At 57.7% G+C, this 15,644-nt stretch carries 12 protein-coding genes and 1 pseudogene; 1 reads left to right on the top strand and 12 read right to left on the bottom strand.

The features are described from left to right. Positions 1-5 precede the first annotated feature (5 nt). The 3 genes from GSD1FS_RS04640 to rplJ all read right to left on the bottom strand — a co-directional run bounded on the left by GSD1FS_RS04640 (position 6) and on the right by rplJ (position 3,091). Entirely contained in the window at positions 6-1,703 is a 1,698-nt protein-coding gene (locus GSD1FS_RS04640; protein ID WP_343030199.1) for a variant leucine-rich repeat-containing protein, read from the bottom strand. A gap of 372 nt (positions 1,704-2,075) precedes the next feature. Further along, complete coding sequence (gene rplL / locus GSD1FS_RS04635; RefSeq protein WP_155588594.1) at positions 2,076-2,456, bottom strand: 50S ribosomal protein L7/L12; 381 nt, start codon at positions 2,454-2,456, stop codon at positions 2,076-2,078. A 113-nt stretch (positions 2,457-2,569) separates the two neighbouring features. Then, entirely contained in the window at positions 2,570-3,091 is a 522-nt protein-coding gene (rplJ, locus tag GSD1FS_RS04630) for a 50S ribosomal protein L10 (protein WP_155588593.1), read from the bottom strand. 405 nt (positions 3,092-3,496) lie between these two features. Here rplJ and GSD1FS_RS04625 point away from each other — a divergent pair, with 405 nt between their 5' ends. Further along, positions 3,497-4,408 carry a metal ABC transporter solute-binding protein, Zn/Mn family gene (locus GSD1FS_RS04625; RefSeq protein ID WP_155588592.1) on the top strand — a complete coding sequence of 304 codons (912 nt, stop codon included), beginning with the start codon at positions 3,497-3,499 and terminating at the stop codon, positions 4,406-4,408. Positions 4,409-4,512: 104 nt separating this feature from the next. Here GSD1FS_RS04625 and GSD1FS_RS04620 read toward each other — a convergent pair whose 3' ends face one another. The 9 genes and pseudogenes from GSD1FS_RS04620 to GSD1FS_RS04580 form a co-directional block, all read right to left on the bottom strand. Next, positions 4,513-5,853: an NCS2 family permease gene (locus tag GSD1FS_RS04620; RefSeq protein WP_155588614.1), complete on the bottom strand. Its 1,341-nt coding sequence runs from the start codon at positions 5,851-5,853 to the stop codon at positions 4,513-4,515. A gap of 721 nt (positions 5,854-6,574) precedes the next feature. After that, a complete protein-coding gene (gene pstB / locus GSD1FS_RS04615) occupies positions 6,575-7,354 on the bottom strand; it encodes a phosphate ABC transporter ATP-binding protein PstB (protein ID WP_155588591.1) in 780 nt (259 codons plus the stop codon). 78 nt (positions 7,355-7,432) lie between these two features. Next, complete coding sequence (gene pstA / locus GSD1FS_RS04610; RefSeq protein ID WP_155588613.1) at positions 7,433-8,446, bottom strand: phosphate ABC transporter permease PstA; 1,014 nt, start codon at positions 8,444-8,446, stop codon at positions 7,433-7,435. 68 nt (positions 8,447-8,514) lie between these two features. Beyond that, positions 8,515-9,482 (bottom strand): annotated as a pseudogene (pstC, locus tag GSD1FS_RS04605) (phosphate ABC transporter permease subunit PstC). Positions 9,483-9,502: 20 nt separating this feature from the next. After that, positions 9,503-10,621: a phosphate ABC transporter substrate-binding protein PstS gene (pstS, locus tag GSD1FS_RS04600; protein WP_155588590.1), complete on the bottom strand. Its 1,119-nt coding sequence runs from the start codon at positions 10,619-10,621 to the stop codon at positions 9,503-9,505. Positions 10,622-10,707: 86 nt separating this feature from the next. Further along, entirely contained in the window at positions 10,708-11,400 is a 693-nt protein-coding gene (gene mtnN / locus GSD1FS_RS04595) for a 5'-methylthioadenosine/S-adenosylhomocysteine nucleosidase (RefSeq protein WP_155588589.1), read from the bottom strand. Positions 11,401-11,435: 35 nt separating this feature from the next. Further along, a complete protein-coding gene (locus GSD1FS_RS04590; RefSeq protein ID WP_155588588.1) occupies positions 11,436-12,683 on the bottom strand; it encodes a 3-deoxy-7-phosphoheptulonate synthase in 1,248 nt (415 codons plus the stop codon). Positions 12,684-12,809: 126 nt separating this feature from the next. Then, positions 12,810-13,940: a 3-deoxy-7-phosphoheptulonate synthase gene (locus tag GSD1FS_RS04585; RefSeq protein ID WP_155588587.1), complete on the bottom strand. Its 1,131-nt coding sequence runs from the start codon at positions 13,938-13,940 to the stop codon at positions 12,810-12,812. A 240-nt stretch (positions 13,941-14,180) separates the two neighbouring features. After that, positions 14,181-15,521, bottom strand: coding sequence for a C1 family peptidase (locus GSD1FS_RS04580; protein ID WP_155588586.1), 1,341 nt, complete (start codon positions 15,519-15,521; stop codon positions 14,181-14,183). Positions 15,522-15,644: the final 123 nt, after the last annotated feature.

Below are 15,644 nucleotides of genomic sequence, written 5' to 3'. Positions count from 1 at the left end.
CGGGCTCACTTTCCCATCGCATTGCGATAGTCTTCATAACCTGCGTTTTTACTCAGTGCCTCGTCAATATCAGCATTGCCTTGCGCCGCCAACCAAGCGAAGAGGTCATCATACAGCGATGGGTTCATCGCCAGGAACGGCAGCAGTTCAGGGTGCCGTGCCATCTGGAACTGTTCGGCGAAATCGTCGCTGCGGCGTGCGTCATCCGAAGTGAATCCATCGACTTCAACGAGCGGCTCCTGCTTATTGAACTCACCGTTCGCCACTTTTTCGAACACCGATCCCGGTTCGAACGCGGCGGTGTAGTCCCCCGCCTCATCTGCGACGTTCGCATCGGCATCGTTCGCGGACGCCGACTGCTCGGCGTCTTCGGCGCCGCGCTGGAAACGCGAGTAATCTTCGTCCACGCTCACGCTCGCGGATTCCTCGGATTGCTCGGCCTGCGCAGCCGCCTGCGCGTTCTGCTCATTGTCAACCGATTCGAGCATGTCTTGCGCGGCCTGCGCCGCGGTTTCCGCGGGCGCTTGCGCAGACTCGGCGTCGGCGTTATTCTGTGCGTCAGCATGCTCGGCTTCCGCATTCTGCGCAGCAGATTCATCGGATTGCGGCTGCTCCGTTTGCGCTTGCTGCTCAGCAGGCTGTTCGGTGACCGAGATCTCCGTAACGGTGGTCGCGTTGACGGCAGCTTCGGCTCGCTCGCTCTCCGCAGCTGCGTTCGTCTCGGCGGAGTTCGCAGAGTTTGCAGAGTTCGCTGAGTTCGCAGATTCCGCAGTTTCCGCAGACTCAGCTGATGCCGAAGTGACCGGTATGCTTCCAGTGGTGTGCGTGATCGATGCCGCGGCAGCTTCCTCCGCATTGCGCGGCATGCTGCTGTGCGCCTGCGGCATCGTCTTCGGACGTGCTGAAGCAAGTTCGGTCACGCTGATCAGGCGATCGGCCGGAGCGCCCGCGTGCTTCGGCTTGTCGGAGAGTTGCTTGACGAACGGCTGCTGTGTGGCAGCAGGTTCTTCGATTATGCCTTCGGCGACGTTCTTCGCATCTGCGAACAAGTCACGCGGAGTATCTTCACCAGCGTCTTCGTCATCGAGTTCTTGAATAGGCAGTGGATTGATCGGCTGCGTGAACGGCACGAACGACTGTTGTTCGGCCTCGTGCAGCTGCGTGGCGCGCGCACGCACATTGCGCGCGTTGAAAATATCGGTCGGTTCGCCTGCGCGCAGATTCAGAATATCGTCAACAGACATGTCTGCGACCTCCGGCTCGTTCGCCGAGCCGTCGACTGCATAGTCGAACAGGTTCACCACTGGGGTGTCGTCTTTGGTGGAATCGTCATCTTCGATGAATTTCGCAAGATCCACGGGCACGTCACCGAACTGCACATGCACTGAATCTGACTGCAGCGGAAAATCAACGCCGCTCTGCAGACGCACGAGTTCGTCGCCGGTGCGCACGAGGAACGTGCCGTTGGTGGAGTTGAGGTCACGCAGAAAAGCCTGACCGTCACGTGCCACTGTGAGCAGTGCGTGCCGTTTGGAGATGGATCGTGAATCGTCGAGAATCTCCACGCGCTTCTTACCGTCGTCGGGAAGCGGTCGCAGTGGTTTTCTGCCGATTTCTACGCTGTTGCCGGGCTCTACGCTCGCTAACTGCGTGCCATCAACAAGAATCACCCATTTGGTCGCCGCACCTTGCTCGCTGCTCACTGTTGGCCGCCCTTTCCCGCCATGTTCATCTTGAATATGCACTATTCTACGTAGAGTTCCGCTCGCGTTGCGACGGCATGCTCGCGCATCGCACACTCTTTTGCAATTCTAGCAATGAAGCAAACAAAATCGTGCGAAACTGGCGAGCCCGCTGCTTTTCACGCTTAGGGAGGAGCGCCGCGCGCGCTTTGACTACCTCCGCTTTCCCTTTCGACCAATATATATTGGTCGATTTGAGCTCGCTTTGCGACACTTATGTATATTGGTCGAAAACGTAGCGAGATAGCGCGAATAAGAAAGTCCCGCACGAAATACGTGCGGGACTTCAAAACGCTAGAAACTCCAGCAATTCACGCGGCTAAGCCGCACAAATCACTTGAACTCGACGGTGGCGCCAGCTTCTTCGAGCTGAGCCTTGGCCTTGTCGGCGTCTTCCTTCTTGGCGTGCTCGAGAACCGGCTTCGGAGCGCCGTCAACGAGAGCCTTGGCGTCGGCCAGACCGAGGTTGGTGATGGCGCGGACAGCCTTGATGACCTGGATCTTCTTGTCGCCAACGGCGGAGAGGATGACGTCGAACTCATCCTTCTCTTCCTCAGCCGGAGCAGCGCCCGGAGCGGCAGCGGCAACAGCGGCAACCGGAGCAGCAGCTTCGACGTCGAACTTGTCTTCGAATGCCTTGACGAAGTCGGACAGCTCAACGAGGGTCATCTCGCCGAAAGCTTCGAGGAGTTCATCCTGAGTGAACTTAGCCATTATGGCTTCCTTTCATTCATGGTATTGACGGTTTGTTCTACAGATAGTTAAGAATCAATACCTAAATTTTTGTTTTCCGGATTGTTGTGAACTATGCGGCTAAGCGCACAGTGTCAGGCAGCCTTCTCCTGCTTGTCGCGCAGAGCGACAATGGTGCGAACGGCCTTGGTAGGCAGTGCGTTGAACAGGTAGGCGGCCTTGGACATCGTGCCCTTGAGCGCACCGGCGAGTTCTGCAAGCAGTTCCGGACGAGACTTGAGGTCTGCGAGCTGCTTGGCACCTTCTGCATCGTACACGGTTCCGTCTGCGAAACCGCCCTTGATGATCAGAGCCTTGTTGGTCTTGGCGAAGTCACGCAGCACCTTCGCAGCTTCGATGAAGTCTCCGTTGACGAAGACGACAGCGGAAGGACCCTTGAGCATCTCGTCGAGACCCTCAATGCCTGCTTCCGAAGCAGCGATGCGGAACAGCGTGTTCTTAGCCACAGTGTAGGAAGTATCGCGGCCTAGCTTTTCGCGCAGCTCAGAGATCTGCGGAACTGTAAGCCCGCGGTACTCGGTCAGGTAGACCGCGTCAGCGTTACGGAATTGTTCCGTAAGTTCGGCGACCACCGCTTCCTTTTCGGGCCTCTTCATGGCGTTCCTTCCTAAGTCGGCCGTTGACGTGGAGTTCGGAACGCTGGCATAAAAAATGCCCTGCACACAGGCAGAGCAACATTCGGCCGCAAGCGGCTACCCGATAACGGGCGAGTATTTCTCAACCTGCGCTGGCTTGGCGAACCAAACTTCGTAGAGCCTTGCGACTCTCAACCAACGGTCTGTGGTTTACGGGTAAGAATGTACACGTAGTTGACGACTTTCGTAGATTTTGCAAATTATCGGCGTGTTGAATCACTTTATTGAGAATGATTCTCAGTTTCTGCTATTGTATCTTTCACAAGCATGCATAGCACAATATGCAACGGCACAAATACTTAAGTAATAGAAATACTTAGTAATTAGTAAGTAATAAGCAAGAGACTCAACAGTAGAAGAGGCATTATGAAGAAACTCATGCGCACCATCGTGGCGCTGCTCGCCGCGCTTGCCACGGTGTTTGCAGTCAGCGCGTGCTCGAGCAGCACGTCGCAAAGCAGTGGCAACAGTTCGGTGATCACGGTGATCGCGTCGGCGAATCAGTGGGGGTCGCTCGCCAAGGAACTCGGCGGCAAATACGTCGACGTGACCTCCATTTTGAACAGCACGAACACCGACGCGCACGATTACGAGCCGACGACGAACGATATCTCGAAATTCCAGCACGCGCAGGTTGCGATTGTGAACGGCGCGGGCTACGACGAGTGGGCGTCCAAAGCCACCGAGCAGTCGAACGCGATCGTGATCAACGCGGCGGACGAGGGCGGTAAGAAAACCGGAGATAATCCGCACGTCTGGTTCTCCGCCGAGGTTCGCAATAAAACGGCTGACGCGATCACCGCCGCCTATATCAAGCTGATGCCCGCGCAGAAAGCCGAGTTCGAGAAGCTCAATAAGCAGTGGCACACCGAGGAGAACGAGCTCGAGGCGGATTTGAAGAAAATCTCGCAGGAGAACGGCAAGATTCCGTACGGCGCAACAGAAGCTGTGGCTGACTACCTGATGCAAGACATGGGTATGGAAGACAAGACTCCGCAGGGATACAAGAACGCGACGAGTAACGAAAGCGAGCCGACCGCGTCTGATATCAAGAGTTTCACCGACGCGCTCAAGAACGGTGACATGGATATGCTCATCCAGAATTCGCAGGAGGAGTCGCCGCTGAGTCAGCAGTTGGTGAGCGCCGCGGATTCGGGCAATATTCCGGTGATTGACATTACCGAGCAGATGCCGAGCAAATACAGCACACTGACCGAGTGGATGAAAGCGATTGCGAAGCAGGTGCAGGAGGCGGAAGCCAAGTCTGCGAAGAAATAATATAATTATTATTTAATATAAAAAGTGCCGGTGCACACACTGTTCTTGGTGTGTGCACCGGCACTTTGTTGCTGAAACCCAGTGCTGGTGAATCTAGCGAGCTACTAGAGAATCGCCATGCAGATGAAGTCGAGAATGAAGAGTGCAGAGACGATCCAGACGATCGGGTGCACTTCGTTCGCCTTCTTCTTGCACACCTTGACGATGCAGTAGGTGATGAAGCCGCCGGCGATGCCGTACGAGATCGAGTACGACAGCGCCATGAACACTGCGGCGAAGAACGCAGGGATGGCTTCGGTGATGTCGTCCCACTTGACTTCCTTGAGCGAGGCAGCCATCAGGCAGCCGACGATCACGAGCACGCCAGCGGTTGCGGCGCTCGGCACGGCGGAGATGACCGGCGCGAAGAATGCGGAGAGCGCGAAGCAGCATGCCACCACGACGGAGGTCAAGCCTGTGCGGCCGCCCGCGGCGATGCCAGCGGAGGATTCGACGTAGGTGGTGGTGTTCGACGTGCCGCAGATGGCGCCGATGGAGGTGGCGATGGAGTCGGCGAACAGCGCCTTGTCCATCTTCGACGAGAAGCCGTGGCCGTTTTCAAGCGATTCCTCGTCTTGCTGCGAGAAGATGCCGGTGCGACGACCGGTGCCGATGAATGTGCCGAGCGTGTCGAAGGTGTCAGACATCGAGAACGCGAAGATCGTCACGAGCACGAGCGGCAGTTTGGCTGGGTCGGAGAACAGCGAGCCGAAGCCTTGGCCGGTGAACAGTGCACCGAAGGTCTGCGGGAGCTGGCTGAAGGTTTCGCCAAGCGACACGGAGTTGCTCATCGTGGTCAAGCCCATTGGGATGCCGATGAGTGCGGTGATGACGATCGTGAGCAGCAGGCCGCCCTTCACCTTGAGGATCGTGAAGACGATGGCGAGCAGCAGGCCGATGAGGAACAGCCAGAGCGTCGGGTTGTTCAGCGTTGCCATGCCTGGCGTTGCTGCGGTGGCGAGGCCTTGGCCGGCAGCCTTCGTGTCTTTCGGCGTGAACGTGATGAAGCCGACGTTGAGCAGGCCGACGTAGGCGACGAAGAGGCCGATGCCGCCGCCGATCGCCTGCTGCAATGGCTCCGGGATGGCCTTGATGATCATCTTACGAATCTTGGTGACGGTGATCAGAATGTTGATCAAACCGCACAGGAACACCATTGCCAACGTTTCCTGCCAGGTGAAGCCGAGGCCGAAACATACGGTGTAGGTGAAGAAGGCGTTGAGGCCCATGCCTGGCGCCTGTGCATATGGCACGTTCGCGAACAGGCCCATGACCAGCGTGCCGATGATGGCAGCGATGATGGTCGCCAGGAAGACGCCACCCCAAGGCATACCCGTCTGCGACAGAATCTGGGGATTGACGACGATGATGTACGACATTGCGAAGAACGTGGTCAAACCGGCCATAACCTCGGTTGACACAGTCGTTCCGTTTTCCTTCAGATGGAAAACTTCTCCATAAATAACCTTGTATTCTTCTCGTGAGTTCTTTCTTCTCGCCCTGACTACTGCCAGAACAGCTTGAACCTATCACAGGAAGATTAAACGAGGTGTTTACATTCACCGAAGTAATACATTTGACAGATGTTTTATTTGCTGGGAAGTACCGGCGCGGGTTCTGCCGTTACTGACTTTTGATGTTTCTACCAAATATTTTGCTGCTTTTACCTCAAAAGCAACCTCAGCATGATGCAAAACGGTAAATCTAACGGTCAGAACAGCAAAACCAGATCGCTCTTGATGTTTTTACCGATACTTTCGCCGTTCCGACTCACAAAACCGGCCGAATGGCATACAAAACGGCGAATCCAATGCACAAAACAGCAAAACCATATTACCTTTGCCGTTTTTACCGATATTTTTGACGTTCTGACAGTGCGAACCGGCTGACAGTGCGAACCGGCTGCATGAGATAAAACGGCAAATCCAACGGTCGGAACGGCAAAACCAGACCGCTTTTGACGTTTTTACCGATACTTTCGCCGTTCCGACTCACAAAACCGGCCGAATGGCATACAAAACGGCAAATCCACTGCACAAAACAGCAAAACTAATGTATTACGCATTGTATTTTGCTGTTTATGACAATGGATTCGCCGTTCTGACAGATAAATTCAAAAATGAAGGATTAGCCGAAGCGACCGGAGACGTAGCGCTCCGCCTCTTCGTTCTGCGGGTTGTTGAACATCGTCGTCGTATCTGCGAAATACTCCAAATGCCCAGGCTGGCCAACCGCCTTGAGGTTGAAGAACGCCGTGTAGTCGGCGATACGCGCGGCCTGCTGCATGTTGTGCGTGACGATGACGATTGTGTAGTCCTTCTTGAGCTCGTTGATCAGATCCTCAACGGCCAGTGTGGAGATCGGGTCGAGCGCCGAGCACGGTTCGTCCATCAGCAGCACTTTCGGGTGCACGGCGACGGCACGCGCGATGCACAGACGCTGCTGCTGGCCGCCGGAAAGTCCGATGCCCGGCTTGTCGAGGCGATCCTTGACCTCATTCCACAAGTTCGCGCCACGCAACGCCCACTCCACCAAGTCATCGGCGTCGGACTTCGAAATACGCTTGTTGTTGAGCGTGACGCCTGCGAGCACGTTCTGGCGAATCGACATCGTAGGGAACGGATTCGGTCGCTGGAACACCATGCCCACATCACGGCGCACCGCCACCGGATCGACGTCTTTCGCATACAGATTCTGGCCTTCGAGCAGCACTTCGCCGGTCACGTGAGCGCCGGGCGTGATCTCGTGCATGCGGTCGAGCGTGCGCAGCACGGTGGATTTGCCGCAGCCGGACGGTCCGATGAACGCAGTGACTTTATTCGCGTCGATGTTGAGGTTCACGTCTTCGACTGCGAGGAAGTCGCCGTAGTAGACGTTGAGATGCTGAATATCGATTCGCTGTCCCATACCTTTTCCTTACAAAACTATCTATACGTCATTCAAATACATGCGCGCGATATGCACGCGCGACATGTAGTCGGCGGCTCACTTGCTCTTCACCGAAAGCGCGCGTGCCGCCAATCGTCCGATGATGTTCAAAATAAGCACGATGATGATGAGCACGAGCGCCGCGCTCCACGCGCGCTCCATAGGAATCGACGCCACACAAGACGCGCTCGCCCCTTCCGGACAGTGCGCCTTGTATTTGGAGTATTCCTGATATACATACACCGGCAGCGTGGTCATCTCTCCAGAGAACAAGTTGAAGTTCGTGGAGACGATGAATCCGGCGGTCATAAGCAGCGGCGCGGTTTCGCCGATCACGCGCGCGATCGCGAGAATGCAGCCGGAGATGATGCCAGACATCGACGTGCGCAAAATAATCTTCGTTATTGTGCGCTGCTTGGTGACGCCTAACGCAAGCGATGCCTCACGCAGATCATTCGGCACGATACGCAGCATCTCTTCAGTGGTTTTCACCACGGTCGGGATCATCAGCAGCGACAGCGCCACCGATCCTTCGAAACCGTTCAGCGTGCCAGGGCCGCCGATGATCGTGAACATCGAGAATGCGAACAAGCCGGCGACGATCGACGGAATGCCGCTCATCACGTCGACGAGCACGCGAATAACCGATGCGAGACGCCCACCTTTCGAATATTCGGTGAGGAACACCGCACACATGATGCCGATCGGAATCGAAATGACCATCGCGCCGAGCGTTATCTCAAGCGTGCCGATGATCGCATGCAGCACACCGCCGTGACCACCGCTCGCCGTCGGCATGCCGCCGATCACGTTCGTCATGTTATGCGAGAGGAAATCCCAGTTGAGGCGGCGAGCGCCGTTGACCAGCGTCGTCCACAGCACACTGATCAGCGGAATCAGTGCCACGAGGAACGCGACACCAATAAGCGCGGTCATCAGTATGTTCTTACGTTTGCGAGCGGCGAGCGAGGAACGCGACGGCTTGAATTTGTCGAAATCGATGTTCGGCGCGAACGCCAGCGTGCCATCGTCCTCCCCTTGCTGCGCGTCGACCTCGCGCTGGTGCGACATTTGCTCGAGGAACAGATCTTCGGCGGCGTCTTTTTTGCGCGCGTCGGCGGCGTGATTGGTTTTGCTCATCAGGCACCTGCCTTTCGAGTGATGCGTCGCGCCAGCAGATTCACCAGGAACGTGATGAGGAACAGCACCAAGCCGGTTCCGATCAGCACGCTCACGCCCAGCGAATTCGCCTCGGGGTATTGCGCGGCGATGTTCGCGGCGATCGTCTGCGATTGCGACGCCTTGAGCAGATGGAACGAATACGAGAGTCCAGGCGAAAGAATCATCAGCACGGCCATCGTCTCACCGAGCGCGCGACCCAAGCCGAGCATGCACGCGGAGATGACGCCCGACTTGCCGAACGGCAGCACGGCGAGGCGAATCATCTCCCACTTCGTGGCGCCCAAGCCGAGCGCCGCCTCCTGCTGCAGTTTCGGAGTCTGCGCGAAGATGTCGCGCGAAATAGATGTGATGATCGGCAGGATCATGATGGCGAGCACCAGCGACACGGTGGCCACCGTGCGCGGAGGATTCGCGGCGGGACCTGCGAACAGAGGAATCCAGCCGAACGTTTTCGACACCCAGTTCCAGAACGGGAAGATCGACGGCACGAGCACGAGTCCGCCCCACAAACCATAGATGACGGAGGGAATCGCGGCGAGCAGGTCGACGATCGAGTTCAGCACGCTCGCCAGTTTTTCGGCGCATAGAACGTGATGAACAAGGCGATGCCCATCGACACGAAGAACGCGAGGAGCAGTGCGAGCGCAGCGACGAGCACGGTGCCGAACAGCAGCGGCAGCACGTAGCCCCAGAAGCTGGATGTGCGCCCGCCTGAGAAGTTCGAGATGACTTTGGAAACGCCCTCGTCACCGAAGATAGGCCACGCCTGTATCAGCAGGAAGATGGTGACGGCTGCAAGAACCACGAGGATCAGAATGCCGCACGTCCATGCGAGTGCGCGGAAGATTTTGTCGGCTTTCTCGCCCGCCACCGGCTGGTTGAGAGAGCCGGAATCGCTTTCGCGCGCGACTGTGTTGGTTTGCATATCGAGTCCTTACGACTTGACTATTGGCCGTCGCTCATCGCGTCGACCGATTGCTTGATTCGAGTGGAAAGTTCGGTGGGCAGCGGCGACGATCCCGTCGCCTGCTGCGCTGTTTCCTGCCCGTCTTCACTGGTGACGTAGCTCATCCACGCTTTGGCGAACTTGCTCGTCATCGCGTTCTTATACACAGGGCACACGATGTTGTAGGAGAGCAGAACGATTGGGTACGCTCCCTCGCTTTGCGTGGTGTAGTTGACGTCGACGACCACGCGGTTGTCACCGCTCGTCTTTTCGACAGACGAATCCGCGATGGCTTTCGACCCCGCTTCCGCTGAGATTTGCGTGTAGGTGTCGCCCACTTTGACGGCGATCGTTCCCATGCTCGCCGCCTGCGAATAGTCAGCGTAGCCGATCGTGCCGTTGGCTTGGTCGATGGTGCTGACGACGCCGGACGTTCCTTTGGCCCCCTGCCCCACGTCGTTCGGCCAGTTTTCGCTCGGATCGTATGGCCACGCGTCGTTTGCCGCCGCATACAAATATTTGACGAAGTTCAGCGTGGTTCCTGATTTATCGGAACGATGCACGACGGTGATCGGCGTATCCGGCAATTGCAGATTCGGATTTTCCGCCGCGATTTCGGCGTCGTTCCACTGTGTGATCTTGCCGTCGAACACTTTGGCGATGGTTTGCGGAGACATGTTGATGTGCTGGTCTTCGAACCCGTCGAGACGGTAGGCGATGGCGATCGGCGCAATATAGACAGGCACATCGAACGCTGTGGTGCCGTCTGCGCACACGGATTTCGACTCCTGCACTTCGCTGTCGCTCAGTGGCTTATCGGACCCCGCCCACGCGGTTGCGCCGGTGAGGAAGGTGATGACGCCCGCACCTGAACCTGATGGATTGTAAGAAATAGTGGTGTCGCCGTTATTACGCTGGAATCCTGAGATCCACGCTTCCACAGCCGCTTGCTGTGACGATGCGCCGGCTCCTGCGAACGAGCCGGAAAGATCGGCGACTGCGGGCGCTGCGATGGTGCCGTCGTCGACTGCTGCGTTGTTTCCGCAGGCGGCGAGGCCAGTCAGCATGGCGATCGATACGGCGAATGCGATCAGCCGTTGGACCGTATTGCTACGCATGGATTCGACTCCCTCTTGTACGTTTGGAATCCACCGATATTCTAGCGCGAGCGCCCGTTCTCACGATGTGGTCGGAAAATCGTTGCTCACATCTTGCGCACAATTGACACGGCGAGTTTGGCGGCCGTATCCGCATATTCGGAAATATCGAAGTCTTTGAACTCCTCGTAGTCGGTGTCTGCAGAGTCGCTCATTGCACGGATGACGAGCGCTGGAACATCGTTGCGGTCGGAAACGTGCACGACTGCTGCACCCTCCATTTCCACGGCGTCAGCTTGCGTGGTTTCGATCACCTGCTCGACCTTCTCCGGCGTGTCGACGAAGTAGTTGCCGGAAGCGATGGTGCCGGCGATGTGGTTGATGCCCATCTCGTCGAGCGCCGTCTCCGCCAGTTTGATCAGCGCGGGATCCGAATGGAATTCGCTCGTTCCCGGCTTCCACTGCCCCACCAAACGCATGTCGGTGTCGAGATAGCGCAGCGTCTTGCCGAGCACGATGTCGTTGATATGCAGGTTCTTGTTGAGATTTCCCGCAATACCGGAGAAGATCACGGCCTGCGGATGTGCGACGTCGATCAGGCACTGCGTGGTGGCTGCCGCGTTGACGAGTCCCATGCCACCGACGGTGACGACCACGTTGATCGGCTTGCCGTTCTCACGCTCCAGCGTGCCACTGACGATGTTCAGGCTGGCGTATTCGCGCGTGCTCACGTCGCTCAATGAGTCGGCGATGTGTGCGGCTTCCTCGTCCAGCGCGCTGATGATGGCGACCGTGTTCATAGTTCTCTTCTTCCTTCTTGTGCTCCGATATATTGTCAGTTCCAGCGACGGGCGCGAACCGCGTCGGCGAGCGTGTGCAGCAGCTGTTCGGTGACAGGCCAGCTCAGGCACTTGTCGGTTATCGACTGGCCGTACGTCAGTTCGCTGAGCGGTGCCGGCGCTTGGTTGCCGCCGACGATGAAGCTTTCCATCATCACGCCGGTTATGCCTTGCTCGCCTTCCGCCAGCCGCTGTGCGATTTCGCGCACGACCTGCGCTTGACGCACATCGTCTTTGCCGGAGTTACCATGAGAGCAATCGATGATCAGGCCGTGCGAGGCGGCGGATTCGTTTCCCATCATGTCGTGAATGTCGGCAAGCGCCTGCTGCACCGATGCGGCATCGTAGTTCGGGCCGTGGCTTGAACCGCGCAGCACCACATGGCAGTCAGGATTGCCGAGGGTTTCAACGGCGCAGGCGCGTCCGCGATGGTCGATGCCGAAGAACGTGTGCTGGTCTTCGGCGGCGATGCAGCTGTTGATGGCTGCTTTCACCGAACCGTCGGTGGCGTTTTTGAAGCCGATCGGCATACTCATGCCGCTGGCCAATTGCCTGTGCACCTGGCTTTCGGTGTTGCGAGCGCCGATCGCGCCCCAGCTCACGGCATCGGAGATGTATTGCGGGCTCGTCGGTTCCAGGAACTCGGTGGCGGTGGCGACTCCGGCTCCCAGCACGTCGAGCAACGTGCGGCGTGCGAGTAGCAAACCTTTTTGAATGTTGTGCGATCCGTCGATGTCGGGGTCGTTGATGAGCCCCTTCCACCCGATTGTGGTGCGGGGCTTTTCGAAATAGACGCGCATCACGATCAGCAGGTCGTTTTCAAGTTCGTCGCGCAGTTTGCGCAGGCGATGCGCATAGTCGAGCGCCGCCTTCGGGTCGTGCACCGAGCAGGGGCCGACGATCACGAGCAGGCGGTCGTCTTGCCCATACAGGCATGCGCGCACTTCATCGCGCGAATATGCCACGATGTCTTGCATCTCGCTGGTCAACGGTAGGTCGGAAAGCACTTGCGCAGGTGAGGGCAGTGGGTCGAGTTCGAGCACTCGACGGTTGATGATGCGATCCACGCCCACCTGATCTTCCCAACGTGGCACGTCTTGCAAACTGATCAGCGGATTCTGCCCTTTCGCGATGGCTCGGCGCACTTGGCGCATCTGCTCACGCGTGTATGTTTGTGCGCCATTGGGCTCAGGCTGATCGTTGGTGAGATCACTCGGCTGTGGCGCGTGTGAATCTTGCTGCATGCTACTCCTTATTCCACAGCCAAGAATAGCAAACCGCGCGCATTCACGATAGGCTTCGCGATGACCTGAACGTGCCGCTTACTGTGCAACTGATGAATATGAAGTTTTGCGAAGTATCGATGGGCATCAGTGGGCGTTGCGGCGGGTTCTCACTGCCGCGGCGAGTTCGCGCAGCACGTCTTGAGACACGTCCCATGGCACGCAGGCGTCGGTGATCGACTTGCCATATTCAAGCTGTGCCAAAGGCGCGGGATCTTGGTGCCCGGCTTGCAGGAACGATTCCATCATGATGCCGAGAATGCCGCGTTCGCCGCTGGCGATGCGACCGGCGATGTTCCTCACCACCTGCGCTTCCACGACTTCGTTCTTGCCGCAGTTGCCGTGGGCGGCGTCGATGACGAGCCCATATTCGCTCGGGCCTTCGGCTTTCGATGCCTTGAGGTCGGCGAGCGCTTCGGCCACCGATACAGCATCGTAGTTCGGGCCGTGGTTGGAGCCGCGCAGCACCAAGTGGCAATCAGGGTTGCCTTTGGTTTCGGCGGCGATCACATGGCCGTCGAGGTTGATCGAAAGGAAGTGGTGCTCGAACGCAGCCGTGTAGCAGGAATCGGCAGCCGGCTTGATGGAGCCGTCCGTGGCGTTTTTGAAGCCGATCGGCATGCTCAGGCCGCTGGCGAGCTCGCGGTGCACCTGACTTTCGGTGTTACGCGCGCCGATTGCACCCCAGCTCACCAAGTCGCACAGGTATTGCGGTGTGATCGGGTCAAGCCATTCGGTTGCCGTCGGAAGCCCCAGCGCCACCACGTCGGTGAGCACTTTGCGGGCGAGCCACATGCCTTTGCGAATGTCGAAGCGACCGTTGATGTCGGGGTCGTTGATGAGCCCCTTCCACCCGATTGTGGTGCGGGGCTTGGCGAAGTAGACGCGCATCACGATCAGCAGGTCGTCGCTGAGTTCCTTGCTCAATGCGGCGAGTCTTTCAGCGTATTCGTGTGCGGCCTTCGGGTCATGGATCGAGCATGGGCCGACGATGGCGAGCATGCGGTCGTCGCGGCCATGCAGAATATCGCGAATCTGCTGGCGTTGTGCGAGCACCTGCTTGCCCATCGCGTCGGTGAGCGGCAGTTCCTTGATGAAATAGCGGGGAGCGGGAATCGGGTCGAGCTGGCGAATGTTCACGTCAACCGTTTCGGGAACCACGGCGTTCGCGTCGAGTACTGCATCCTGCGAACTGTCTGGCCCGCGCATCCCTGCCATCTCTGCCTCCTGAAAATCAATATCAGGCGACATATCTATGACTTCGCCTGAATCTGAGCGTTCACCATAATATGCCGTGTCTGATATCTGCGCAAAGCAATGTTAAGTAAATGGACATCATTGAAAACACTTGTGGGGCATATGTATTGGTTGCAAAAGTGGCCAATACATATGCCCCACAAGGCAGTCACTCATGCCGCACCCATGCAAATGCAAACGTAGGCGCAGCAGTTCGAAAACTCAGGCGAGGGCACCCATCGGGTCCCAAGCCGGCAGCATCGTGGCAGGCTCTTCGAGCGCCTTCTGGTATTCCTCCGGAAGCATCGCCTTCGGCACAGCCACCTCGAACACATACTGGTCGAACCAGTCATCGCCCATCGTGAAGTAGCCCTTGTCTGCAATCTTCGTGCCCCACGAGTTCTCCACGCGCCAACGGCGGGTCGTCTTGTTGTCTTCGGCAACGTCAACGCCGACGAACGCCATCGCGTGATTCATCGCGGAATCGGCGAAGCGCACGCGCTCCTCCTTGTCCATCGTGAAGTCGTAGTCGTAGACCTTGCCGTATTCGAACAGATCGGTGGCCCATGCGCCATCCTGACGATCCATCATCGGGTGGCAGTCCGCGCCGAACCACACCGGAATGCCGCGCTCCACGAGAATGTCGCGCACGCAGTCCTTCATGAACTGGATCGGCACATTCAGGTATTCGGTCGGGTCGCCGCCAGCAACGTTGTTGAGGTGCTCAATGCCGATCTTCTTGCCCTTGACGTGCTCGTGACGTGGGTCGTCGACCAGGCAGACGTAGCTCTCGAGGTCGGCGTCGCCGACGTAGCGATTCCAGAAGTCGACCGGCGTGATCTCGCCGACGCGGTGGAACTCGCCGTCAGCGTCGGTGTATTCCCAGTCGAAGCTCTTCGGCGGTTCGCCAAGGTGAATCGTCAGAATGCGGTGGCCGGCCTTCGTCGCTTCGAGAATGATCTCGTCGATGCGCGACGGATCCTTCTCCATCTGCGAGACGGCGGTGTGCAGCATGCGACGCAGCTGCGTGTTCATCTCGCCGGTGTTCTTCGAAGACTCGGTTTCCGGGTAGAGGTCCTTCGGAACGGCGCCGTACTTCTTGTAGATGTTCATTGCCATCGTCCACTGACCGCCGTCGCCCATCACGTCGCTCAGCATGTGCTGGAATAGACGGGAATCGGTCGGCTCGCCCTCACGAATCAGGTTGGCGATGTCTTGCAGGAAGTAGTTGACGCGTTCGAGCTTGTCGAAATACATCGCGTAGTTCTGCGAGAACTCGAATTCCTTGATATTCATGGCTTTCTTGGCAACGAAACGCGCCACGTTGAGCGAGCTGAACAGCCAGCAGCGACCAGAACGGTCCTGATGCGTGGCCTCGCCGTTGTCGAGCGACGTGGAGAAGCGACGCTGCAGCAGACGCGCGCGATCATAGTTGCGCGCCACCTTGTCGATGCCCGCGGCGGTGACCGCGTTCATCGCCATCACGTTCTCTTTGCTGCCTTCGAACTCGCTCGTCAAATCTGCCAAATCGTGGCTGCTCAGCGGTGCGATATGCTCAGACATAACTCTCCTATTCTCGCGAATCTCTCGCGATTTCATCACATGTTTGTATGTATGTCTTGCGTTTGCTTGTTTTTGCCGCATGCGCGGCATTGCTTCTCACACTACGCCTGCGAGCATACGTGT

This window comes from Bifidobacterium canis, from assembly GCF_009727065.1.
In the GTDB taxonomy this organism is placed as follows: Bacteria; Actinomycetota; Actinomycetes; order Actinomycetales; family Bifidobacteriaceae; genus Bifidobacterium; species Bifidobacterium canis.
Note: the sequence above shows the minus strand (reverse complement) of the source record. Positions and strands in the feature narration are given on the sequence as shown.

Coding starts and splice junctions, on each gene's coding strand:
- GSD1FS_RS04585 (WP_155588587.1), bottom strand. CDS start 13,940: ATGGCAGGGATGCGCGGGCCAGACAGTTCGCAGGATGCAGTACTCGAC.
- pstS (WP_155588590.1), bottom strand. CDS start 10,621: ATGCGTAGCAATACGGTCCAACGGCTGATCGCATTCGCCGTATCGATC.
- GSD1FS_RS04625 (WP_155588592.1), top strand. CDS start 3,497: ATGAAGAAACTCATGCGCACCATCGTGGCGCTGCTCGCCGCGCTTGCC.
- rplL (WP_155588594.1), bottom strand. CDS start 2,456: ATGGCTAAGTTCACTCAGGATGAACTCCTCGAAGCTTTCGGCGAGATG.
- rplJ (WP_155588593.1), bottom strand. CDS start 3,091: ATGAAGAGGCCCGAAAAGGAAGCGGTGGTCGCCGAACTTACGGAACAA.
- GSD1FS_RS04580 (WP_155588586.1), bottom strand. CDS start 15,521: ATGTCTGAGCATATCGCACCGCTGAGCAGCCACGATTTGGCAGATTTG.
- mtnN (WP_155588589.1), bottom strand. CDS start 11,400: ATGAACACGGTCGCCATCATCAGCGCGCTGGACGAGGAAGCCGCACAC.
- GSD1FS_RS04590 (WP_155588588.1), bottom strand. CDS start 12,683: ATGCAGCAAGATTCACACGCGCCACAGCCGAGTGATCTCACCAACGAT.
- GSD1FS_RS04620 (WP_155588614.1), bottom strand. CDS start 5,853: ATGGCCGGTTTGACCACGTTCTTCGCAATGTCGTACATCATCGTCGTC.
- pstB (WP_155588591.1), bottom strand. CDS start 7,354: ATGGGACAGCGAATCGATATTCAGCATCTCAACGTCTACTACGGCGAC.
- pstA (WP_155588613.1), bottom strand. CDS start 8,446: ATGTCGCACCAGCGCGAGGTCGACGCGCAGCAAGGGGAGGACGATGGC.